This window comes from Bartonella sp. AA168HLJHH (assembly GCF_042197365.1).
Taxonomy (GTDB): domain Bacteria; phylum Pseudomonadota; class Alphaproteobacteria; order Rhizobiales; family Rhizobiaceae; genus Bartonella.
Window position 1 is genome coordinate 104176 of the sequence record NZ_JBHIRS010000002.1, and the last position, 24631, is coordinate 128806.

The window sequence follows — 24631 nt, forward strand, 5'->3', positions numbered from 1 at the left end:
TACGCTTTTATTCATATGCGCCTTTTTCCCCATACAAAACTGTTCTTTGGCTTCCTCCCCACACCTCAAAGGACAAAGATTTTTAACTAAATTTGCTCTGTAAATAATCTAGGTTCTTGTTGAACAAGGTTTCTCTTGGCTTCTAACACATGTAATTTGCTGCATAGTTTCTACAAACAAGCCTAAGAATATTCACCACTCATTAAAAAAACACTTATGTATCAAAGAGGCTGACATACCCTATATCACCACTCTAAAGGATGGTATTTTACGGCATACTTATAATTTTAATCTGTTTACACCAAAGTTTCCATAAATTTAACAGGCTCTCCTTGTGAAGGTGTGACAATTTCACCTTCCCACATAACGCGCATACCACGGATAATAGTCCCAACAGGCCAACCTTTAACTTTTTGACCATCATAAGGTGTCCAACCGGTACGCGAACCAATTAAGCTATTCGTAATAATTTCTTCTCGCTTAAGATCAACAATGGTTAAATCAGCATCAAACCCAACAGCAATGCGCCCTTTACAACTTATACCAAAAATACGACTAGGGCCATGTGAAGTGAGATCAACAAAACGTTCAAGAGATATTTTTCCTGCATTCACATGTGTCAACATAATTGCTGCTGTTGTTTGCACGCCTGTCATACCTGAAGGTGAAGAGGGATAAGGTTGAAGTTTTTCTTCAAGAGTATGAGGCGCATGATCTGAACCTAAGACATCAATAATTCCTTGTTGAACACCGTACCAAAGAGCGTCACGGTGGCGCGGCTCACGAATAGGCGGATTCATCTGAATTAATGTACCAAACTTCTTATAATCATCAGCCGTGAGCGTCAAATGATGTTGTGTCACTTCAATTGTTGCAACATCCTTATGTTTTTTTAGAAAATCAATTTCTTCTTCTGTCGAAAGATGTAACACATGAATCCGAGCCTTCGTCTCATGAGCAATTTTTACCAAACGCTGCGTACATTTTAATGCCGCAACTTCATCACGCCAAATCGGATGTGACGATGCATCCCCTTCAATACGCAATATTTTACGCTCTTTGAGCCTCGCCTCATCTTCAGAATGAAAAGCCGCACGACGGCGTGTATTCTTCAAAATAAGGCGTACACTTTCATCATCATCGACCAAAAGATCACCGGTAGAGGACCCCATAAAGACTTTAATTCCAGCCGCACCAGGAAGTCTTTCTAATTCAGATAGTTCATGAGCATTTTCACGCGTTCCTCCAACCCAAAATGCAAAATCACAATGCATTCGATGAAATGCGCGTTGAACCTTATCGCTTAATGTTTCTTCTGATGTTGTCAATGGATTGGTATTAGGCATTTCAAAAACTGCCGTAACACCCCCTAACACAGCAGAATACGAGCCACTTTCCAAATCCTCCTTATATTCATTTCCTGGCTCACGAAAATGCACTTGGCTATCAATAATTCCTGGTAAAATATGAAGCCCCGTACAATCAATCACCTCACTAGCCGATGCACATGTAAGGTCGCCTATTTCAGCAATACGACCATTTGTAATACCAATATCACGCTTGCTTCTTCCATCATGATTCACAAGTGTTGCACCTTTAAAAATTGTATCAAATGTTTTAAACATAACCACGCTCCTTACATATTGCTCACTTATCGATTATGTAACTTTGAGCAGAAAGGCAAGAACCATGATTGAAAAACAAAATGCCATTTGCTTAAAAAACCGCGGACTTATTCAAATTACAGGCGAAGAAGCAACAGATTTTCTACAATCCCTGATCACGACAGATGTAAAAAAAATCAGTCCACAGGAACTTTTCCCTGGAGCCCTTTTATCCCCACAAGGAAAGGTTCTTGCTGATTTTCTTATCGGAAAAAAAGAAGATGGTTACCTGATTGATATCAGGATGCCTTTAGCTGATACGCTCCATAAGCGTCTGTTGCTCTATAAGCTGCGCAAAAAAGTAGAAATTACACAACCATTCCAAGAGCTTGTTACAGTTTCTTTGAATAATGAATCAGATGCTTTAAATTTTGATTCAAGTTTTGTTGATAAACGCTTCCCACAAAAAGAAAAAATAATACGAATCTATGGCAAAAAACCTTTTTTAACTTCAGAATATCATGACACATGGAATCAATTGCGTATCCGTTATGCAATTGCGGAAAGTGATCAAGACTATGAAATTGGCAAAGTCTTTCCTCATGATATTAATTACGATCAAATCAATGGACTTGCATTCAATAAAGGATGTTATATTGGACAAGAAATTGTTTCACGAATGCACCACCGCCGTGCAGCACGTCGCCGTATTTTTATTGTAAAAGGCCAGTGTAAATTAATCCCTCAATCTAGCATTGAAGCAGGAACAAAAGTGCTTGGCTACTTGGGAACATGTGTAGAAAATGAGGCTCTTGCTTTAATGCGTATTGACCACGTCAAAGATGCTATGGATCATAACATCCCCTTTACTGTAAAAAACATTCCTGTCACTATAAGCATTGCTGAAAATATGAATTTTACCTTTCCTGAAAATACTATAGAAAACACTCATGGCTAAAGCTGAATTATTAAAAAATGGAGAAGCCCGCGCTTGGCAAAGAATGCTCTCTGGAAGGCGACTTGATCTTCTCAACCCTTCTCCTTTTGATGTTGAAATTGAAGATATTGCCCATGGACTTGCTCGCGTAGCACGTTGGAACGGTCAAACACGAGGAGAGCATGCCTATTCTGTTGCACAACATTCACTTTTGGTTGAACAAATATTTCAAAAACTTTTTCCACAATCGGGAAGCAACGAATGTCTTTATGCCCTTCTTCATGATGCTCCAGAATATGTCATCGGCGATATGATTTCCCCTTTTAAAGCTGTTATAGGAAAACAATATGAACGCGTTGAAAAGCGCATCCAAGATGCTATCCACATGCGCTTTTCTCTTCCCGTTGATCTTTCTCAAAAACTTTTAAAAAAAATTAAACAAGCCGACCGTATCGCTGCCTATTATGAAGCGATTACGCTTGCTGGATTTAATACAGAAGAAGCCCTTCACTATTTTGGCTCTCCCAATAATATTTTACCCGATGATCTGAATTTATCCCCCTATTCTACCCAACACATTGAAAACGCATTTTTAACGCGCTTTAATGACTTGGATGTCCAAAGATTATAGCCCCTTCGCATTGTTGATTCCTTGTCATTACAGAATCATCACACTGACTTATAATAATAATTCATTGTTTTTTCATTTTGAATGAGAGCTCCTAATATCGTAAGCTTCACTCATTTCAAATCTGTTTATATTGAATCAATCAAAATCATTCTCTTGCACACCACAAGCGGGTCTGGCGTGTGGGTAAAATTTTTTAAAGAAAGAGTTAAAATGCTTCTTATGAACCATCTCAAGTGCTAAGCGCTGTCGCAGCATTGAAAATTGGCAAAGTGTGTGATGATGCCGGCTTGCTCTCTTATGAAGCGTAAAGACGGGAGTACTCTATAAATTTTATACACTTCATAAGGGACTTACCACTATACTATTCACGAACGCCGTCGCGAAATAGGATTGGGTACCTTAAGAAAGCTTTCTTTAAAAAAGCACGTGAATTAGCGACCCAATGGCGTTCTGTTTTGCATGAGAGGCGTGACTTCATTAAAGAAATGGAAAAAATCACAGTTCAAATTGCATACAAAATATATTAAAAATGCACATTCATTATCAAAATAACAAATGTTCTCTTGTCAAACCTTTCATCTTAAACTGAAGTTTATTTTAGTTTATAAACTTCATTATCCGCTGGGAAAGCACGAGATGTGACATCCTCTGCATAATTCTTTATTGCAGTTTCCATGGCTTGTTCAAGGTCTCCATAACGGCGTACAAATTTTGGCACATGAGAACCATAGCCCAACATATCTTCCATAACCAATACTTGCCCATCACATTGATTGGACGCCCCTATACCGATCGTAGGGATAGAAAGCTTATCTGTCAGTTTCACCGCTAAAGGTTCAACCATTGCTTCTAAAACAACAGCAAAAGCACCTGCCTCTTCAATCGCTGCTCCATCTGCTTCAATTCTTTGCCAATCATTCTCCTTGCGTCCTTGTGTTTTAAAACCACCAAAACGATTCATTGCTTGGGGTGTAAGACCGATATGCCCCATCACTGGAATGCCACGTTTACACAAAAAATCTACTGTTTCGGCTATATAAACGCCCCCTTCAAGCTTAACTGCACCACACCCCGTTTGTGCAAGAATGCGCGATGCATTTAAAAAAGCTTGCTCTGGACTTTCCTCATAAGAACCAAAAGGCATATCAATAACAACAAGAGCTTTTTGAGATCCACGCACCACGGCTTTCCCGTGTGAAATCATCATATCTAAATTAACAGGAAGCGTTGTCTCAAACCCATACACAACCATCCCAACGCTATCACCAACCAAAAGGATATCGCAATATGGATCAGCAATCCGCGCAGTATAAGCTTGATAAGCTGTTAAAGAAACAATTGGCTGTTGTCCCTTTCGTGCACGTATTTCGGAAGATGTTATACGCTTTACGGTTTTATGTACACTCATTTTCCACCCTTCTCTTGCAATATATATTGATCAATCAGCCTTATCTCACCAAAGCGGACAGTAAGAAGTAAAACTGCTGGTTTATTCAATGTTCCTTTAACCACGCATAAAGTTTCCATATCCCGTAAATCTATCGCTTCAATGATTGCACGCGTTTCTTGTTGTAAAATATCACGAACAGTTTTGCATAATTTATCAACCGACCGTTCACCTTCATGATAAAGCTTTTCAGCAGCTTTTCCACTTTCAGGAATAATTTTGGCAGCTTTACGATCTTCTAATGTTAAAAGCTGATTGCGTGAAGAACAAGCTACACCATCTGACTCCCGTAGAATAGGAACTCCAACGATTTCAATAGGAAAAGCCAAATCTTCAACCATACGCCGAATAATTAAAATTTGTTGAAAATCTTTTTCCCCAAAAAAAGCCTTATCTGCTTGGACAATGTTAAAAAGTTTAGCAACAACGCTTGTTACACCACAAAAGTGCCCCGGACGTAATTTTCCCATCAAAATACGTGATAATTTTTTCACTTGCACAATTGTATCATTTCCTAGTGGCCACATTTCATCGACAGAAGGAGCAAAAACACATTCAACACCTGCTTCTTTTAACAAAGCACAATCGCCCTTCAAATCTCTTGGATATTGAGAAAAATCTTCATGAGGTCCAAATTGCTTTGGATTGACAAAAATAGAAACCACTACGCGATCACACATTGCTCTTGCATACTGTACTAATGCAAGATGACCATCATGCAATGCCCCCATTGTTGGAACAAAACCAATCGAAAAACCTAAACGTCGTTCCTCTGAAGTATATTGGCGAACTTCAGCAATTGTCTTTAAAATTCTCATTTTCCCATTCAATTATCATCAGATCAACAAATTAATGCCTGTACACCAAATTGGCGCTCAAACAATTGTATCAAATTCATGCGCACTGACGGCTGCTTTATATCTCGTGGCTCCCAGACATGACGCATAAGAAAAAAACCCGTCAGTATAAAACCATTTATTATATCACTAAAATCAGCAGGACGAGTCGTTCTTTGTACAAGAAACTGTGGTAGAATGAGAAGCTTTTTTTTCCAAGGTTCTCCTGCTTCTTCACAGACAGCCCGACCAGATTTTGGTGATACGTAATGAAGCCTTTCCTGACGACCTGTTGCAGCACAACAAGATAAATCAAGACCAAAACCAAGTTCTTCAAGAAGCAGCATTTCAAAACGTACAAGCAATTCTGCATTTACAAATGGTTCATCAAAATTCTGCATAAAAAGGTGTAAAATATCATATAAAATGGGGTGCGGATCACGTTCGGGAAGAAGCCGCAAATGAAAAGCTATCAATTGCAAAGCATAAAGTGCTTCTGGTAGACAGATTAATCGTGCCGCATGTAAATCAAGAGCTTCAAGCCGAAAAAGTCCCAAATGTTCGTCTAAACGAGCCCACCATTCAGCCTCCACAAAATTTCCAGGTTGAAGAAGAGCTGCCATACGACGCGACCGCCCCCCTTTTACCACTCCCATATAACGACCATGTTCACGTGTCATAATCTCAAGAATAACACTTGTTTCACCATATTGGCGTGTACCAAGAATAACGGCTTGTTCTTTCCACTTCATTTTACTTTAATTATTTTTAAAAATCTTATTTTAAAAAATCCAATCCCATTTCGCGATAACGTTCTGGATCAGTATCCCAATTATCGCGCACTTTCACAAAGAGAAAAAGATGAACCTTTTGATCCATAATTTCCATGAGTTCTTTACGTGCTGCTTGACCAATCGCTTTAATTGTATCGCCTTTTGCTCCTAAGACAATTTTTTTCTGACTCTCACGCTCGACATAAATAACTTGATTAATTTTAACGGAACCATCTGAACGCTCTTCCCAGTTTTCTGTTTCAACCGTTGAGGAATAAGGAAGTTCATCATGAAGACGAAGAAAAAGTTTTTCACGCGTAACTTCAGCAGCAAGATGACGCATAGGCATATCAGAAATTTGATCTTCCGGATAATACCATGGCCCTTCCTGCATCATGTTACTCAACGCATGAAGTAAATCCTTGCAACCAGAACCGTTTAGAGCAGAAATCATAAATGTTTGCGCAAACTTTACACGTTCATTTATTTTAGTGGTTAACGCTAGAAGAGATGATTTAACAACTGTATCAACCTTATTAAGAACAAGAACTTTTTCTTGTTTCATATTGTTTACAATATCTAACATCATATCAACTTCATCCGAAAGACCACTTTGAGCGTCAATTAAAACGAGTAGAACATCAGCGCTCTTAGCCCCTCCCCAAGCAGCAGAGACCATGGCTCGTTCTAAGCGCTTATGGGGACGAAAAACACCCGGTGTATCGACCAACACAATTTGCACATCATCATGAATGACAATACCGCGGATTAAAGTTCGTGTTGTTTGTACCTTATGTGTTACAATTGAAACCTTTGTTCCAACCAATTGATTAACCAATGTCGATTTACCGGCATTAGGCATCCCAATAAGCACAACAAACCCAGAACGCGTTTTCATAACGTCACTCATGATCATTTTTTCCTACTGTTTTCCATACACCCTCTCGTCGCAAAATTTTTTCAGCTGCCATTCTCTCAGCATATCTTTTGGAGCTTCCCTGCCCAATCTCTGAAGCAAACCCAGAAATACTGACCTCTACCATAAAAACAGGATCGTGATCTGGACCTGAACGTTTTATAACCTGATAATGTGGTTGTGCATTGCCTTGGATATGCGCCCATTCCTGTAATTCTGTCTTGGCATCACGTCGACCAGCATCCATTTTCTTTGCCCGACTTTGCCAATATTTTTGAATAAAAGGGCGAACGCTTTCCAATCCTCCATCGAGATATATTACGGCAATCAAAGCTTCCACGACATCTGCATGCATGTTGATAAGTCGACGCCCCTCAAAATTTTTCATCTCAAAACCAACACGGATCATATCAGGAAGTCTCATTTCACGCGCAATATCAGCACATGTCTGTGCATTGACCAGATGATTTAAACGGACTGATAATTCACCTTCACTTGCCTGAGGAAAAAGTTGATACAGCATCTCTGCAATCAAAAGCCCTAAAACCCGATCCCCTAGAAACTCTAGTCGTTCATAATTCCCCTGTTCCGAATCTTGTACACTCGAGTGTGTTAATGCCTTCTTTAACCTCTCTTCATCTTTAAAACGATGCCCCGTCAGCTTGAAAAGCTGATCAATCATGAGACGTTTCATCGTTGTTTCCTTGCTTGATAAGCGGCAAATCATGAACCGTATTTATGAAAGAAAACAAACGTTTCCAACGCACATCAAATGGCCAGCGCCAAATCTGCCAAGCACTTGAACCATTACTGATAGAAAAGAAAATCACGCTCGCGCGACCAATAAGATTTTCTTCTGGAACATAGCCTACATCTAAACGACTATCATCTGAATTGTCGCGGTTATCTCCCATCATAAAGTAATGTCCTTGAGGAACTTCAAAGACTTCTGTATCATCAACTTTCGGGATGAAAGCTAAATCAAGTGTATCATAACTGACACCGTTAGGCATTGTCTCGCGATAAACCTCAACAGGATAGTTAACCTCTGTTATATCAGAATTATCAATCTCCCCCATAAAGTGACGTGAAACAGCCTCATCATTAATATAAAGGACACTTTGACGGACTTGTATACGATCACCTGGTAACCCAACAACGCGTTTTATATAATCAATCTTCGGATTACTTGGTAAGCGAAAAACGACCACATCTCCACGTTGAGGTTGAGATGCCCAAATCCGTCCAGAAAAAAGAGGAGGAGAAAAGGGGATGGAAAAACGAGAATACCCATATGCATACTTAGAAACAAACAGATAATCTCCCACCAACAAAGTAGGACGCATTGAACCGGAAGGAATACTAAACGGCTGGAAAAAAAGTGTCCGAATAAACGCTGCTAAAAGCAAAGCCTGTATTAAAACAGAAATAAATTCACGAAGCCCACCTTTTTTTTCTTTTTTATGCACTTTATCTTTTTGGATCATCACCAACTGCCTTCTCATCACAGATATAATTTTTTTCATCATAATATTCAAATAACAAAAGCACAATCTCTCACGCCATCTATCCACGTGGAAGTGCTTCGATAATAATAAATGCCTGTGCCCAAGGAAAATCATCTGTTATGCTAAGATGAATAACTGCATCATGATGAGGAGGTAATAACTTTTGAAGTTGCACTTGCGCACGATTTGTTAATTGCATTATTGGTTTACCAGATGGCAAATTAACTACCCCCATGTCTTTCCAATTGATACCACAAGCGATTCCCGTTCCTAAGGCTTTAGCACATGCTTCTTTAGCAGCAAATCTTTTTGCATAGGACGAGGAGCTTTTTTTGAGATTTTCAGATCTATTTCTTTCAATATCCGTAAAAATACGTTGGATAAAACGCTCACCATAACGAACCAACATTTTCTCAATACGTCGTATATCAACCAGATCATTTCCAAGACCAATAATCATAAGATATTACCCGATCTTTCTTAAATTTATTTCTGTTTTAATACAGGCGATGAGCGCTTCTTTAAACGCCTTTTTTTTATAATCTTTTGATATCGCTTTTGTTTAAAACGAACCGTTGCTCTGTAAACACCTATATAAGATAAACCACCAAAAACAATACCTAAAAGAGTTCCCCCTAAAATCATAGGACTCATAATTGTGTCCCATGCGCCTTTAAAGAGGAGAGAGAGATTTGACAATGTCAAACCATTAAATAGAGCACGAATTTGCGAAAGAGAAATCTCTTTGACATCGCTAAAAAGTGATAAACAAAAATACCCTACTTTATAATCAGCCATGACAATCAATAAAAATGTGAGTGGATTAGAAAAAATTGTCCCAATGATTGCGGCAGCAAAGTTTGCACGCAAAAGCCAAGAAAAAAATATTGCCAAAATAATATGCAGCCCAAAGAAAGGGGAACAAGCTAAAAAAACGCCAACAGCAACCCCTAATGCTACTTCATGCGGTGTTGCTGATATACGCAAAATACGTTTATGTATGTAGCAAAATGAGCGAGAAAATGAACGACGTGGCCATAACCAAAGTCGAATACGCGTTACAAAATCTATTGGTTCTCGACGACGAAAAAGCATATGACTCTCAATATACATCTTTTGATGATGAAATAATCTATATCATCCAAATTAATCTTTTTAAGCTTTTGCACAAAAAAAATATAACGACAATTAAATATTTCGACTGCCTGGTTTAATCGCGGGAAGAACAGAAAGCTCTGCAGGAAGTGCATCACTAGCATAAGAGGTTATCTCGTATTCAGCAAGCGCAATCAATGGAACTCCAACATTGACCTTACCACCAGAACGATCAAGGATACATGCACTAGCCAATACCTCTGCTCCTGCTGCAACAAGCGCTTCAACAGTCTCACGAATGGAAAGACCCGTTGTTACAATATCTTCAACAATAACAATCCGTGCACCCTTCTTGATTTCAAAACGACGCAATTCAAAGATGCCATTTACACGCTCTACCCAAAGAGAAGGAACACCAAGGTGACGTGAAGTTTCATAGGAAGGAATAAGACCGCCAATTGCGGGACCAACAACATAGTCAATTTTTCCCTCGATAGATTTTTTGATTTTTTCAGCCAATCCACGACATAACTTTTCCGTCAAGTCAGCATGCATGAATACTTTCGCTTTTTGCATATAAGTCGCACTATGGCGCCCCGATGTTAAAATAAAATGCCCTTCTAGAATAGCATCTGCTTGTTTAAAAATATCAATGACATCTTGTGTCTTCATTGCAAAATCTTTCTTTTTATCCATGAACCCGCCGTACTGTACTTACTGAACCTGCCTTTTTTAACTGAGAAAAAATACGATTCAAATGTTTTAAATCCCACACTTCCAAATCAATCATAATTTCTGTAAAATCTGGTGCTGTACGGATAAAAGATAAATTTTGGATATTGGCATCGTTAGCAGAAATTATTTGTGTAATTTCAGCCAGAGAACCTGGACTATTTACAACTAAAATATCCATCCGTGCAGGAAAACGTTCATTCATTTGGGCATCAATATCCCAGCGGACATCAATCCATCGTTCTGGCTGATCATCATACGCCATCAAAGCTGAAGACTGTATTGGATAAATAACGATCCCAGCTCCTGGCTGCATAATACCAACAATCCGATCTCCAGGTACTGCTCCTTCCGGTGAAAAACGTACGGGTATATCTCCACGGGTTCCTCTAATAGGCAATGCTTTAGATTGATGATTCTCGACCTTTGCATTCTTCTCATTTTCTGGAACTTTAAAAATCATACCTTGAGCATTTTCAATATTAAACCAACCTTCTTCCCCAGGCCTAAAAGATGACTTTTGTACCACACGGTGATCTTGATAATCAGGATAAACCGCTTTAATCACATCAGCGGAAAACAGCTCTCCACGCCCAACAGCAGCCAATACATCCTCTACATCTTTACGTGCTAAACGTGGCAAAACTTTCTTCAAAAGGTCTTTTGAAAATTGCTTTCCCATATATTCAAATGAACGCTCGAGAATACGATATCCTAAACCCGAATATTGTTTACGTACCGCTGCACGACTTGCTCGTCGAATAGCTGAACGTGCTTTACCCGTGACAACAAGAAATTCCCATGCTGCTGGCGGAATTTGAGCGTGTGAGCGAATAATATCAACCTCATCACCATTTTTTAATTTGGTCATTAAAGGCATAATACGACCATTGATTTTTACACCCACACAAGAATCACCGATGTCTGTATGGACGGCATAAGCAAAATCAATAGGCGTAGCTCCTTTAGGAAAAGCAATTAATCGACCTTTCGGCGTAAAACAAAAAACTTGGTCTTGAAAAAGCTCAAGTTTTGTATGTTCTAAAAACTCTTCTGGATTATCTCCATCAGACAAAGATTGTATCGTTTGACGCAACCATGCATAGGCATTCGTTTCACTTGATAACTTCACAGTCGAATAATTGGAACCATGCTCTTTATAGATGGAATGAGCAGCAACCCCATATTCAGCAACTTCATCCATAGCAGCCGTTCTAATTTGCAACTCAACACGTTGTCTTGAAGGGCCAACAATTGTTGTATGAATAGAACGATAATCATTTTGCTTTGGTATAGAGATATAATCTTTGAAACGACCAGGAACCATTGGCCATGTCGTATGAATGACACCAAGAGCACGATAACAATCATTCACGGACTCAACAATCACACGAAATCCAAAAATATCCGATAATTGTTCAAAAGATAATGCTTTACTTTCCATTTTGCGAAAAACTGAATAAGATTTTTTCTGACGGCTTTTAACATCTGCTTTAATGCCATTTTCCAAAAAAAGTTTTGTCAATTCATTTTCAATTGTGGAAAGCAAATCACGGTTGTGTTTCAATAATTCAGAAAGTCGATTGGTAATCGTACGATAACCTTCTGGATTTAAATAAAAGAAAGAGAGATCCTCTAATTCCTCACGCATATCCTGCATACCCATACGACCTGCAAGTGGCGCATAGATATCCATCGTCTCTTCAGCAATTCGCCGACGTTTATCATCACGCATAACACCAAGGGTACGCATATTATGAAGACGATCAGCAAGTTTGACTAAAAGAACACGAACATCATCAGAAATAGCAATAAGAAGTTTACGAAGATTTTCTGCTTGTACGGCTTTCTTTGATACAAGATCAAGCTTATTAAGCTTTGTAAGCCCTTCAACCAACTTCCCAATTTCAGAACCAAAAAGCTGATCAATTTCTGCTCGTGTAGCGCTTGTATCTTCAATTGTATCATGCAAAAGAGCAACAGCAATCGTTGCCTCGTCCAACCGCATATCTGTCAAAATAGCAGCAACTTCTAAAGGATGAGAAAAATAAAGATCACCTGATGCACGCTTTTGATGTGCATGCTTTTTCATTGCATAATCATAGGCCCTGTTTAAAAGAGCCTCATCTACGTCAGACTTGTAACGTTGAACACGTCCAACAAGCTCACACTGACGCATCATACGAGCATATCCTTTATCTTTTCACACCTCTAATCTTTATTGAACATGTCCTATCAATAAAAGACAAGAAAAATAATTGCTCCTTACATGACAAGGTATCTTTACTCCTGTAACATAAATTGCTGCAATTAATAATCGTCACTTTTTTCTGGAACAACCAAACCTTCAATACCCGCTAAAAGCTCTTCTTCTGACATATGATCAAATGAAGTACCTTCTTCTTGCGACGACGTATTAAAAACACTTTCAGCTTCACCTGAATGGGTAATAAATTCACTTGCCATTTCTGGCTCATCTACTTCCACATGCTTTTGCAACGAATGAATAAGGTCTTCCTTTAAATCAGCAGGCGACAATGTTTCTTCTGCTATTTCACGCAAAGCAACAACTGGATTTTTATCATTATCACGATCAACCGTAATCTGCGCTCCTTGTGAAATCTGACGCGCCCGATGACCTGCTAAAAGTACCAATTCAAAGCGGTTGTCAACTTTATCAATACAATCTTCTACCGTTACGCGGGCCATTTATGCCTCTTTCTCAAATAAAAAAATTTAATAGCGGATAAAGGAGTATATACAATAATCAAAATAAAACACAAGAAAAACAACACAAACTTTTATATTTTTTGATTAAAGAACTTATTTAAAAAAATTCTTGGAAAATTTAAAAATGTATAACCTATTCATGCTCGTTATCAAAATTTCTTTTAAAAGCATTCCAATAGATTGACTTCAAACAAAGGGAGGTCTTTCTTGACAAAAGACTTGTCTGGAGTCCTTATCCTTTTAAAAGGAATACCTGCTGTTTAAACCCTTTGCAATAACAGCAGTCTTATACATACTTTTTATGATAATATCTTTATCTAAAGAGAAAACTTTTTTCTTTGAACATCATGTGTATCGCACTCTTATTCATCGAATAAATTACTGAAAGATGACCTCTCTTTACACAATAATGAGCAATAAGTTTATATTAAACTTTCTTCTAAAAAAGTTTATTTATATTCATTATAGATTGTTTATCAAAACATAACCCGTCATATACGCTATATAAAGACTCACAAAATAGAAAAACGATTGATGCCTAACACCATGAATAGCCAATTAACATCACTGTGCCCAGAACCACCCCAAAATTGCAATTTATGTCCGAGGCTTCATCAATTTATCGCTGGCTGGCGTGTAAAAGAACCAAGTTGGTATAACGCACCGGTGCGCCCATTCTTTCCTTATAAAGGGCCAGATACAACACGCCTTCTTATTGTTGGGCTTGCTCCTGGATTACGCGGAGCAAATCGAACTGGACGTCCATTTACTGGTGATTATGCTGGGCACTTACTTTATTCAACTTTAAAAAAGTTTGGTTTTGCCCAAGGAACCTTTGAAGAAAGAGCAGACGATACTCTTGAACTTATTGATGCAGCAATTGTTAACTCTGTTCGTTGTGTTCCACCAGAAAATAAACCCACCGGTGCAGAAATTAACACGTGCCGCTATTTCTTCTCACCTCTTTTAACAAATCTTCCCAAACTTAAAGCCGTTATTACCTTAGGCACCATTGCGCACCATTCAACGATACGTGCCCTTAATGCAAAAGTTTTAGCTCACCCTTTTGGACACGGCGAAATCAATAACATCGGCAGATTACGCATCTTTTCGAGCTATCACTGTTCTCGTTATAATACAAATACTGGACGTTTGACAGACGCCATGTTTCATCAAATCTTTCAAGCAGCAAAAACATACTTAGATCAATGCTAAAACTGTTTTAAACAGCGCTATGAATAAAGAATATCTAGATCGCATCCATTAGCCATACCTTTTTAAAAGTCTTGCTTTCTCACGTCCCCAATCACGTTTTTTTTCCGTTTCGCGCTTATCATGAAGCTTTTTCCCCCGCGCTAGAGCGATCTCCAACTTAACGCGCCCTCGTTCATTAAAATAAAGTTTGAGAGGAACAAGTGTCATTCCTTCACGAGACGTTGCATTAAAAAAACGTGCCATCTCACGTTTTGAAAGTAATAATTTGCGCAAACGTCGTGGTTCATGATTAAAACGATTAGCCTGCGTATATTCAGGAATATAGCTGTTTACTAACCACAATTCCCCATTCTCAAAACTCGCATAGCTTTCAGCAATATTGGCATGATTAGAACGTAAGGACTTCACTTCCGCTCCCTGAAGGACAAGACCAGCCTCAAGATTATTAAGGATTTCAAAATTAAAACGTGCTTTACGATTGTCAGCAATTATTTTCCGTACGGGCGCGTTCTTTTTTTTATTCATGGCTTTGTCAATATCATTTTATGCTTTTAAAAGACCAGCATGACTGAGGGCTGCATCAATAATCTTCTTTGTTCTTTCTGTTAATGGAACAATAGGAGAACGCACAGTATCACCACAAAATCCTAATTTTGCAGCAGCATATTTAATACCTGCTGGACTAGGTTCAATAAACACAGCACGATTAAGAGGCATCAAGCGATCATTTAATTCTCGTGCTGTTTTATAATCACCACGAAAACAAGCTGCTTGAAGTTCTGCACAAAGCTTCGGAGCAACATTGGAGGAAACTGAAATACACCCCATACCTCCATGTGCATTAAAACCTAACGCCGTACAATCATCACCGGAAAGCTGCACAAAATCTTTTCCACACTTTTCACTTTGTTCACTAACGCGCTCAATTCTGCTCGTTGCATCCTTAACACCAATGATATTGTTAAAATCTTGATAAAGGTCTTTCATCGTTTCTACAGCCATATCGATAATAGAACGACCAGGAATATTATAAATTATAATCGGAATAGAAACAGCTTTGGCAATGGAAGAAAAATGCTTATATAAGCCAGATTGATTTGGTCTATTATAATAGGGAGTGACAACCAAAACTGCATCTGCGCCAGCTTTTTGCGCGTATTGTGCAAGCTCTACAGCCTCGCTTGTGCTATTTGATCCCGCTCCAGCAACAACAGGAACACGCTTTGCAACCTGCTCAACACACAATTCTATAATCCGCTTATGTTCTTCATGACTTAACGTTGCTGATTCACCTGTTGTCCCAACAGGGCTTACACCGTTAATCCCTTGTGTGATCTGCCATTCAACAAAATCACAAAACGCCTTCTCATCAATTGCGCCCTTGTTATCAAACGGTGTGATAAGCGCAGTTATAGCTCCCTTGAGCATGACAAACTCCCTATAATGTTTGCTTTTATTTTTTTAATAATCGCCTTTTATAAATTTTAAATAGAGCATAATCTTGCTCTATCATTGAAGCAAGATGAATTTCAAAAAAAGCCCCCATAAGATGAAAATGTCCCTCCTTAAATGTTGAACATTTCTTTAAAATAAGCCGTCTATATTAACGCGTTTTTCATGCTTGTGTTCTATAAATCCTTAAGTTTTTACAAAAAGCAAGGTCTCAAGGTCTTTTCTCTATGCGTGTATTTTCCACCTCTCTTTTCGTATCAACCTTTACTGCACTTATACTGGCAATAAGAATTTTATTTTCAAGTGCATACGCGCAAACACCCCTTTTGCAAGGGAAAGTACCAATCCCTTTGGTTCGCCCTACTCCCTTTACCGCAAAAGAAGCTCAAGAATCTCTTCAACAGACACACACAACATCACACAATACTGCTACACTTCAGCAACTGAAAACTGGGCTAGATGCACTAGCAAACAACAATATTGCAAAAACAATAAATCTTCGTAATTCAATGGAAAAACATAGCCTTGATCGTCATATTTTGACATGGGCGCTGGGGGTGTCAAACCAAGCTAATATATCCAGTTCTGAAATATTTAATGCAATCAACATGCTAAAAGGATGGCCAGGTATAGAAACGATGCAACGCAATGCTGAACGTGCTTTTCTTAACGAAACCAACGTCACACGCGCAATCATCCAAAAATTTTCTCATCACCCGCCCCAAACAGCACAAGGGATGGCTCTTTTCGCTAAAGCACTTATCGCAACGGGACAAACCACTCGTGCTCAACACGTTATTGCGCCATGGTGGCATAAAACACAGCTTAATGCAAAAGAAGAAGTATTTGTTCTTAAAAATGCAAGCGCTACATTAAAACCTATTGATCATTTGAAACGCATGCAGTTTATGCTGTATGCACATCGTTTTGATTCAGCAGCACGCGTTGCAAAATTAGCCCATGCTCAATCTCTTTTTAATGCTTTTGTGGCCGTTGAAAAAAATGATCCTAGAGCTACACAAAAATTAAAAGCTGTAGAGAGATCATGGCAAAAAGATCCTCTTTTTCAGTTTGCTCGAATACGCCATCTTCGACGAACAGAGCAATATGATGCGGCCGCAGCACTCATGATGAAAACATCAAAAGATGCATTTCGCCTTATGAACCCTCATTCATTGTGGAAAGAACAACGCGCCCTTTCTCGTGAAATGCTCGATTTAAACAAACCAAAAATTGCTTATCAACTCGTTGCAATGCACACTGGTATAACATCTGCATTAGCCATCGATGCTGAGTTTCATGCAGGATGGTATGCACTACGGTTTCTTCATAACCCTAAATTAGCAATGCAGCATTTTTCACGTATTCCTCAACTCTCTTCTTTACCTTTTTATGCATCACGTGGATATTACTGGATGGGACGAACAGCAGAAGCGCTAAAAGAACATCAAAATGCCCAGCAATACTTTCATCGCGCAGCTCATTTTGGTGCAACTTACTATGGTCAATTAGCCGCTGCACGACTCAACCAAAAAAAGCTTAAAGTTTTCTTTCCCAAACCAACAACCGCTGAGCGACAACATTTTAGTGCACGAAAAGCGATCAAAGCAATTCAACGTCTTGAAGCAGCCGGCTATGCTGATTTTGCTAAAATTTTTTATAGAGAGCTCGGAAAAAAAATAGAAAGCCCCGGTGAATTAGCTCTTCTGGCTGTTATGGCAGAAAAAAATGGAGACTATTATACCAGCCTCAAAATTGGAAAAATGGCTGTTTTTCAGGGGAAAAATGTCGGTGCACTCTCTCATCCTCTGGGAGCTATACCAGCTTCTGCTAATATTTCTGTAGAAGAAAAATCGCTTATCTATGCCATTGCACGCCAAGAAAGCGAATTTAATCCAACAGCCATATCAAAAGCAGGTGCACAAGGTATACTCCAATTGCTTCCTACAACAGCAAAAGCACTGGCAAAAAAATACTCAATCGCATGGTCTCCTAAAAAATTTAGCAGTGATGCTCATTATAATGCAACATTAGGTGCTCATTTTCTCAATGAACAATTAGAACGTTTTAATGGATCCTATATACTAACTCTTATTGGCTATAATGCGGGTCCCCGTCGAGTCAATGAATGGATAAAACGTTATGGCGATCCTCGAGGTCAATCTCTCGATAACGTCATTGATTGGATTGAACGTATTCCTTATACAGAAACACGTAATTACGTGATGCGTGTCATGGAAAATTATGGTGTCTACAAAGCAAGACTCACTGGGAAAATAGATATAAAAACCGACTTGCTTTCTGGTCGACGGAAATAATATGCCTTAACTTCCCAAATAGCATTTGAAAGCGTTGATAAGAAGTGTTTTTATTCCTTTTTAAATAGTACCATACCCACTTTCTTAGGACGTATAAGAAAGTAATTTTAATTGATTCAGTATTAATAAATTCGAAATGAGGAAACCCTACGCTATTTGGGTCTTTTATTTTAAATACAAAATGATGAATTATCATTATAAATCAACAGGTAGTACAAATAATTCATTTCTTCTCAACATAGACGACAATATCATAGAGATTACAAATATAAGAGAAGAGTGAAACAAATAGCTCATCCTTTTACTGTTGCTTATTAGTCAATATTCAAATCTTGTGAAACAGCATCTTTTAAGACTATTTTTTCCTGCTTATAACATTTCTATAACAAATAAGAGTACGTTATTATATATATCGTTTGGATTATCTCTGATAACAGAAAGACAGACTCATTGAGTTAGAAAGCCTTAAAGACAAACAATTCTCTTCTGCCCCTTCCCTTTTCATTCGGTTCTACGACTTTTAAATATGTCAATATCTTTTAATGATGAAGATGAAGCTTTGCTTTTTTTCTTATTTTTACATATAAGCTCACATCCTTCACACAAAACAGAGTATCCCCAAATAGTATGTTTTTCTTATTTATATTATTGTTTTATTTTAATGTTTCTAAGTCCATTTCACAACGGTGTATCTGAAAAGTACTTACGAAAATCCTCTCACGAATGGTATAAAAATCGATTAGACCTTTAATTAATAAAAGCTATAGCTCTATCATCCCTTAACTCCCAATGATGCAAAAGCCCTTTCATTTAGAGCACTCATAAGAAGTATATTCACTGCTTCTTAGAAGTTTTTTATCCATGCTCCTCCTCAACTTGTATCATACGTAAGCGGATGGTTTTGATTGATTCAACATCAAAAAAATTCGAATAAATTGTATTTGAACTTTCATTAAAATTATAAATAGTCATTATAAATCAATATATTATAAGAAAAGCGCCCCGCATAAAAAATCAGCTAAATATTAGGGATACTCTAATTGTTTTATTCACTTTTGATGGTGGTGGTGGTGGAAAAGAACCAACGCGTCGAAGGGCTGCCATCGCTAATCGATCAAGTTCCGGGTCACCAGCAGAGACTGCTACACGACTAGAAAAAATACTCCCCTGCTCATGCACCATAAATTCTAACTTCACCGTTCCTTTTGTACGATTGGTGCGCTGTCCCACAATATAATTTTTTTGCCTTTCTAATTGTGACTGTACCTTTGCTAACCACTCCATTAACAACATATCTTCAAGCCCTGCTGTACCGCCACCCTTGTTGATGGAAGAAGAACGTACCGCCTTTGCATTGGAGCGCTTTACTACAGCCTTTGGCATCGGTATTGTTTTTTTGATAAACGCTTTATGCTCCACTTTTTGAGGTAGGGGTTCTTCCAAAGGCTTTAAGTCATCTTGTTCTACTATATGCTGAGGTTCTTCCGATTGAACTTCATCCACGGATTCCAATCCTTCTGACTCCTGCTCTAGGAGATCAGACTGTAATAATTCTTGCTCTGTATTAATATCCGACTCTCTATGAATATCTGGCAAGTCTGTATCAACATCCGGATATACAGTTTCTTGCATAAAAGTCAGCATAATCTCCGACGAGAGCAAACCATTACTTATACCAGTACTTTGAAAATAAAACTGTGCTGCCAATAATACATGCAAAAAGAAAGCCCCAATAAATGCACCAATCCAAAGAGTTAATAATTGTTTCGTATTTGCAAAATTCATCGTTTCTTCTGCCACTATTTTAAGCTTAATATTGGTGTTCAATCTCATTAAAACAGGCTATTTTGAAATTGCAACTTTTTTCTTGACTGATTTTGTCATGTTTAATATGGTCTTCTAATGATTTTGTGCCATTGTCAAAATCATTCCTACTTGGCTGGCAAGTTTTAATCAGTGAGTCCAGCCTTTTTGTATTAAAAATTTCAAAACAGAGAGGGGATGTTTAAAAGGGTTATGATGTGTTATGCAAATAAGACGAAAAAATATCTATAAAAGCTGTGTAATTTTAAGTGCATTATCGGTCTGTATACCTTCATTTGTTTTTGCACAAAATAAAGATGGAAGTGCTGTCACTGAACTCAAACCAATCCTTATTAAAGGAAAAAAAATAGAAGATGCTTCAAATTCAATAACCATTCTGACTGATCGTAAGACCAACAAGAATATTGATGAAAGACAAATAACTGATGTTTATGATGTGAGTCGTCTTAATCCTTCCGTATCCTATAACTCAGAAAATAACAGTTTCGTTATTCGGGGTTTAGATGCAAACCGTGTTCTTACGACAATGGATGGTATTTCTCTTCCATGGTTTAATGATATATTCCGTGGTGGAGGTGGAAACACAACTTTTGATTTCAATGCTCTTTCTACGTTTGATACTATTCAAGGATCAGATTCTAGTCTTTATGGTTCTGGCGCCTTAGGGGGAATCATTGCGTTGCGTACCCTTGATCCTGAAGACCTGATCGTGGAAGAAAAGAATTGGGGAAGCCTTATAAAAGGTGGTTATAATTCTGTTGATAACAGCTGGCGCATCGATCAAGCTTTTGCTGTGCGTAATTACCGGACATTTTTACTTTTTCAAGGATCTTATGTAGAAGGTCATGAGCGCAAAAATATGGGAACAGTAGAAGGGTATGAGGAACGCACGCGCAAAAACCCTTCTCACTTTGATAAAAATAACTTGCTTTTTAAAATTCATCAATATTTGAGTGATAATCACCGCCTTGGTTTTACCGCAGAGCGTTTTGGTCATAATAGTAACACACATGAATTAAATTCGTCTAAAAGATACGCTCCAGGTTCCGTTTATGAGCAGGATAATAAACTTCGTGAGCGCTTTTCTCTTTCTTATAATTATAATGGTAATGGTGATGCAGTTCTTGATGCGTTTAATGGGCAGCTTTATTGGCAAAGGCAATCAAGTCGTTACGTTATGACAGGCGTTCGTGTTTCAGCTCCCAAAGGGGATTATTTGAGAGATAATTTCTTGCGTAATATCAATTATGGTTTCAATGCTGATGCCCTTAAAAAAGTGGATTTTGGCACTATAAACCATACGTTAAAGTTTGTAATGAATGTTTCGTCATCTAAATTTCATCACTATTTGTTAGGTAAAGACAATTGTCATATAAAAGAATACGCTCGGGGATGTCTTTTTGTTCCTGCTAATCGATCAGATTCACCAGACACAAATGGTTACAATTTAGGTTTTGTTTTTGAAGATGAAATTGGGTTGGTTGATGATCGTTTTCGTGTAACACCGGGAATCCGGTATGATTGGTACAAATATGTTCCTCAGAAAACACCTTCTTATGAGAAAGCACTGATTTCTGATAAATTCCCTCCAGAAAGAAGTGGTTCACGCTTTTCTCCTAAATTACGCGTGGAGTGGGATGTTCGTAATCAAGTAACGCTCTATGCTCAGTGGGCACAGGCTTTTCGTGCACCACGTATTTCAGAACTTTACGTCTCTTATATCAAACCTTCTGCTTATTACGTGAAAGGGAATCCTGATCTTCAACCAGAAACAAGCAATGGGTATGATGTTGGTCTACGGTATGGAAATGTAAATTTCGGTGGTTCCTTCAATGCCTTTTTCAATCAATATAAGAATTTCATAGATACTGAGGATAGAGGGCCATCAGAGGAATTTAGATTTGCGCGTCGGCATTACATGAATCGTTTTCACGTGCAAATTTTTGGTGTTGAGACAAAAGCCCATTTAGTTCTTAAAAATGGTTTTCATAGCAATGTTGCTCTTGCTTATTCACAAGGAAAAGATCTTGATAAAAAGGAGTATCTTAACTCAATTCCTCCTTTGAAAGCAGTTATCGGATTAGGATATGCAAAAGAGGTTTGGGGAAGCGATATTATCCTTACTTTGGCAGCTAAACGTGACAAAGTAGCCGGAGAATCTGATTACCAAAAAATTCCAGGATATCATGTCGTTGATATGACAGGGTGGTGGAAACCATTCGGTGAAACGGGACCTATTCTAAGAGCCGGTGTTTATAATCTTTTCAATACAAAATATTGGAATGTATCTGAACTTCCTTCAGGTAAAAGTTCAACACCAAAAGATTATTATAGCCAGCCTGGTCGTAACTTTAAGGTGTCGTTTGTACAAAAGTTTTAGTCACTTCTGTTAATTATTCGGTCAATAAAATCGTATTGATAAAAGGATTAATTATTGTGTTTCTATTTTCAACATCTTTAAAATTACAAAGATTTGGTAGAAAAGTTTTAATTCTTTCTGTTTTATCGTTTTTTGATTGCTCAGCTGTTGACGATAGAGTGTTATTTTGTGATAGATTGAACTCTTAAAAGAATTTAATTTATTGCCTTGGAATTGTAAAATTTGAAAGTTAGTTTTTGAGTTAAGTAACATAAGGTAAATTCATGGCACATACAGCTGAAATGATTCTTCGTTTGCGTGAAGAAAAAAAAGAAATGCGAAACCGCGATTTTGCGGTTTCGATTGGTATATCTGAAGCGGAGCTTATTGCGGCTTATTGTACCATTGGAAAAGCAAAAAGGCTACAAACTGATGTTGCTACTCTCTTGGAAAATGCACCTCGACTTGGAACCGTCATGGTCTTAACTCGCAATGAATATGCTGTTCACGAAATAACGGGACGCTTTGAAAAAATTGTTCAAAACGAACATATTCCTATCACACTTGGTGAAATTGATTTGCGTATTTTTACAAAACAATGGAAGTTCGGTTTTGAATATGATGTCGTTATTCTTGGAAAACCTACAAAAAGTCTGCAATTCTTTGATCAACATGGCGTTGCTATTTTAAAGGTCTATTCTAAAGATATGACAAATATGGAAGAGTGGAATAAACTTGTTGAAAAGCTCCTTCTTGAAGATCAGTCTCCTGTTCTTAACATTCTTCCCGTTTCTCTCCCAGCCCAATGTGACATAGCAGAATTGGATATTGAGAGTTTTCGGGATCGTTGGCGGAAAATGACAGATGTACACCAACTTCACAAAATTATTTCCGAATTTAAAATTAATCGACATCATGCTGTAAAATATGTTGGTAATGAATTTGCCGATGAATTACAGGTAAATGCTGTTGAAATGATGCTTAACCAAGTCGCACAACAAGAACTGCCAATCATGTGTTTTGTTGGGAATAAAGGGTGTATTCAAATTTTTAGTGGGACTGTAAAAAATATTAAGCAAATGGGACCTTGGCTTAATGTTCTTGATCCAAGATTTGACCTTCATTTACTCACGTCCGGGATTGCTAGAGTATGGCATGTTCGCAAACCTACCCGTGATGGTTATGTCAGTTCACTTGAAGTTTTCGATAAAGATGATGAGATGGTTATTCAATTTTTTGGCGTACGCAAGGAGGGGCAAAAAGAACGTGAAGATTGGCGTTCTTTATTGAATAGTTTGCCATCATGCCAAGAAAACAGCAGTAACTAAGATAAGATAAGGTTAGACATGTTCATATCTCTTTTACATAGGTTATCAAACCTTTTTCTTACGTGTTTACTGCTCTCTCTTACTTGTTTTTCTAAACAAGTAATTGCTGAACCTGCAACGCGTTTTCCTGAAAATGCTCGAATTGTTTCTATCGGCGGAGCACTTACAGAAATTGTCTATGCATTGGGAGCCCAAGATCAACTTGTCGCCCGTGATAGTACAAGCGTCTACCCACAAGAAGCGCTCAAGCTTCCTGTGCTTGGATATATGCGTGCTCTTTCACCTGAGGGGGTTTTATCACTTGCTCCTGAGGGTATATTGCTTGTTGAAGGAAGTGGTCCCGCTTCAACAATTGATATTCTCAAAAAAACATCAATACCTCTGGTGATCATACCAGAAGACTACTCCCGTGAAAATGTGATAGAAAAGATTCGCCTCGTTGGTCAAGCCATTCATCGGGAAGTGCAAGCCGCGGCGTTAATTGAGAAATTGAAGCGTAATTTTTTAGACAACGATGCGCTTTTGGCGAAAGTAACAACACCAAAGCGTGTTCTTTTTGTTTTCTCTGTGCAAAATGGACGCGTCATGGCATCTGGGACAGGTACTGCAGCTGATAGTATGATCAAACTTTCAGGCGCTATCAATGCTATCACCGATTATAAAGGATATAAACTTCTCAACGGCGAAGCATTATTGAAATCAGATCCTGATGTTATTTTGCTTATAAAACATGGTGCAAGATCAACCAGCATTGATAAGATTTTAGCCATACCGGCAGTTCAAGCAACAACTGCAGCGAAAAATCATGCCATAAAACAGATGGATGCTATGTATTTTTTGGGATTTGGTCCACGTACTGCAGATGCATCAAGAGAGCTTATTGAGATACTTTATGGTGCACATCAAAACGGTAAGAGCTGATAAAA

The 24631-nt window shown here is 38.2% G+C and carries 22 protein-coding genes and 1 pseudogene; 8 read left to right on the top strand and 15 right to left on the bottom strand.

Features of this window, described 5'->3' with window-relative positions:
• Positions 1-296: 296 nt before the first annotated feature.
• The gene (locus tag ACFINM_RS02355; RefSeq protein ID WP_375640148.1) at positions 297-1625 is read right to left on the bottom strand and encodes a dihydroorotase; all 1329 of its coding nucleotides are present in this window, start codon (positions 1623-1625) and stop codon (positions 297-299) included.
• Between the two features lie 64 nt (positions 1626-1689).
• On the opposite strand from ACFINM_RS02355, the gene ACFINM_RS02360 reads away from it, so the two are divergent.
• From ACFINM_RS02360 to ACFINM_RS02370, 3 genes and pseudogenes are all read left to right on the top strand, one after another.
• Positions 1690-2562, top strand: a complete 873-nt coding sequence (locus ACFINM_RS02360) for a YgfZ/GcvT domain-containing protein (RefSeq protein ID WP_375612944.1) — start codon at positions 1690-1692, stop codon at positions 2560-2562.
• Positions 2555-3172 (top strand): YfbR-like 5'-deoxynucleotidase, encoded by a 618-nt coding sequence (locus tag ACFINM_RS02365; protein WP_375610152.1) that lies wholly within the window; start codon positions 2555-2557, stop codon positions 3170-3172. Before ACFINM_RS02360 ends, ACFINM_RS02365 begins: the two co-directional genes overlap by 8 nt.
• Positions 3173-3523: 351 nt before the next feature.
• Positions 3524-3666: pseudogene (locus ACFINM_RS02370) on the top strand (integrase); the annotation flags it as partial.
• Between the two features lie 98 nt (positions 3667-3764).
• Here the strand turns inward: ACFINM_RS02370 and panB are convergent.
• The 11 genes from panB to rpoZ form a co-directional block, all read right to left on the bottom strand.
• Positions 3765-4580, bottom strand: coding sequence for a 3-methyl-2-oxobutanoate hydroxymethyltransferase (gene panB, locus ACFINM_RS02375; protein ID WP_375612945.1), 816 nt, complete (start codon positions 4578-4580; stop codon positions 3765-3767).
• On the bottom strand, positions 4577-5437 hold the full coding sequence (gene panC / locus ACFINM_RS02380; RefSeq protein ID WP_375640151.1) for a pantoate--beta-alanine ligase: 861 nt from the start codon (positions 5435-5437) through the stop codon (positions 4577-4579). The genes panB and panC overlap by 4 nt, the downstream gene beginning before the upstream one ends.
• A 23-nt stretch (positions 5438-5460) precedes the next feature.
• A complete protein-coding gene (gene recO, locus ACFINM_RS02385; RefSeq protein WP_375620720.1) occupies positions 5461-6207 on the bottom strand; it encodes a DNA repair protein RecO in 747 nt (248 codons plus the stop codon).
• A gap of 25 nt (positions 6208-6232) precedes the next feature.
• Positions 6233-7138 carry a GTPase Era gene (gene era / locus ACFINM_RS02390; protein WP_375620719.1) on the bottom strand — a complete coding sequence of 302 codons (906 nt, stop codon included), beginning with the start codon at positions 7136-7138 and terminating at the stop codon, positions 6233-6235.
• Complete coding sequence (rnc, locus tag ACFINM_RS02395; RefSeq protein WP_375612949.1) at positions 7131-7838, bottom strand: ribonuclease III; 708 nt, start codon at positions 7836-7838, stop codon at positions 7131-7133. Before rnc ends, era begins: the two co-directional genes overlap by 8 nt.
• Positions 7819-8631 carry a signal peptidase I gene (lepB, locus tag ACFINM_RS02400; RefSeq protein ID WP_375611213.1) on the bottom strand — a complete coding sequence of 271 codons (813 nt, stop codon included), beginning with the start codon at positions 8629-8631 and terminating at the stop codon, positions 7819-7821. The genes rnc and lepB overlap by 20 nt, the downstream gene beginning before the upstream one ends.
• Positions 8632-8710: 79 nt before the next feature.
• A complete protein-coding gene (gene acpS, locus ACFINM_RS02405; RefSeq protein ID WP_375612950.1) occupies positions 8711-9112 on the bottom strand; it encodes a holo-ACP synthase in 402 nt (133 codons plus the stop codon).
• A gap of 26 nt (positions 9113-9138) precedes the next feature.
• Positions 9139-9747: a DUF2062 domain-containing protein gene (locus tag ACFINM_RS02410; protein ID WP_375610146.1), complete on the bottom strand. Its 609-nt coding sequence runs from the start codon at positions 9745-9747 to the stop codon at positions 9139-9141.
• Positions 9748-9840: 93 nt separating this feature from the next.
• Positions 9841-10419 carry an orotate phosphoribosyltransferase gene (gene pyrE, locus ACFINM_RS02415; protein WP_375620810.1) on the bottom strand — a complete coding sequence of 193 codons (579 nt, stop codon included), beginning with the start codon at positions 10417-10419 and terminating at the stop codon, positions 9841-9843.
• Between the two features lie 16 nt (positions 10420-10435).
• Positions 10436-12661 carry a RelA/SpoT family protein gene (locus ACFINM_RS02420; RefSeq protein WP_375620716.1) on the bottom strand — a complete coding sequence of 742 codons (2226 nt, stop codon included), beginning with the start codon at positions 12659-12661 and terminating at the stop codon, positions 10436-10438.
• A 128-nt stretch (positions 12662-12789) separates the two neighbouring features.
• Positions 12790-13188: a DNA-directed RNA polymerase subunit omega gene (gene rpoZ / locus ACFINM_RS02425; protein ID WP_273791104.1), complete on the bottom strand. Its 399-nt coding sequence runs from the start codon at positions 13186-13188 to the stop codon at positions 12790-12792.
• Between the two features lie 567 nt (positions 13189-13755).
• Here rpoZ and ACFINM_RS02430 point away from each other — a divergent pair.
• The gene (locus ACFINM_RS02430) at positions 13756-14424 is read left to right on the top strand and encodes a uracil-DNA glycosylase (protein ID WP_375620809.1); all 669 of its coding nucleotides are present in this window, start codon (positions 13756-13758) and stop codon (positions 14422-14424) included.
• 48 nt (positions 14425-14472) lie between these two features.
• On the opposite strand, the gene smpB is transcribed toward ACFINM_RS02430, so the two are convergent.
• Complete coding sequence (smpB, locus tag ACFINM_RS02435) at positions 14473-14949, bottom strand: SsrA-binding protein SmpB (protein WP_012231306.1); 477 nt, start codon at positions 14947-14949, stop codon at positions 14473-14475.
• Between the two features lie 18 nt (positions 14950-14967).
• Positions 14968-15852, bottom strand: a complete 885-nt coding sequence (gene dapA / locus ACFINM_RS02440) for a 4-hydroxy-tetrahydrodipicolinate synthase (protein ID WP_375620715.1) — start codon at positions 15850-15852, stop codon at positions 14968-14970.
• A 251-nt stretch (positions 15853-16103) separates the two neighbouring features.
• Between dapA and ACFINM_RS02445 the strand changes: the two genes are divergently transcribed.
• Complete coding sequence (locus ACFINM_RS02445; protein ID WP_375620714.1) at positions 16104-18194, top strand: lytic transglycosylase domain-containing protein; 2091 nt, start codon at positions 16104-16106, stop codon at positions 18192-18194.
• A gap of 1014 nt (positions 18195-19208) precedes the next feature.
• On the opposite strand, the gene ACFINM_RS02450 is transcribed toward ACFINM_RS02445, so the two are convergent.
• Positions 19209-19979 carry an energy transducer TonB gene (locus ACFINM_RS02450; RefSeq protein ID WP_375640336.1) on the bottom strand — a complete coding sequence of 257 codons (771 nt, stop codon included), beginning with the start codon at positions 19977-19979 and terminating at the stop codon, positions 19209-19211.
• Between the two features lie 241 nt (positions 19980-20220).
• Between ACFINM_RS02450 and ACFINM_RS02455 the strand changes: the two genes are divergently transcribed.
• The 3 genes from ACFINM_RS02455 (at position 20221) to ACFINM_RS02465 (ending at position 24626) form a co-directional block, all read left to right on the top strand.
• A complete protein-coding gene (locus tag ACFINM_RS02455) occupies positions 20221-22398 on the top strand; it encodes a TonB-dependent hemoglobin/transferrin/lactoferrin family receptor (RefSeq protein WP_375620713.1) in 2178 nt (725 codons plus the stop codon).
• A gap of 263 nt (positions 22399-22661) precedes the next feature.
• A complete protein-coding gene (locus ACFINM_RS02460) occupies positions 22662-23705 on the top strand; it encodes a hemin-degrading factor (RefSeq protein WP_375640153.1) in 1044 nt (347 codons plus the stop codon).
• Between the two features lie 18 nt (positions 23706-23723).
• Positions 23724-24626: a hemin ABC transporter substrate-binding protein gene (locus ACFINM_RS02465; RefSeq protein ID WP_375620711.1), complete on the top strand. Its 903-nt coding sequence runs from the start codon at positions 23724-23726 to the stop codon at positions 24624-24626.
• Positions 24627-24631: the final 5 nt, after the last annotated feature.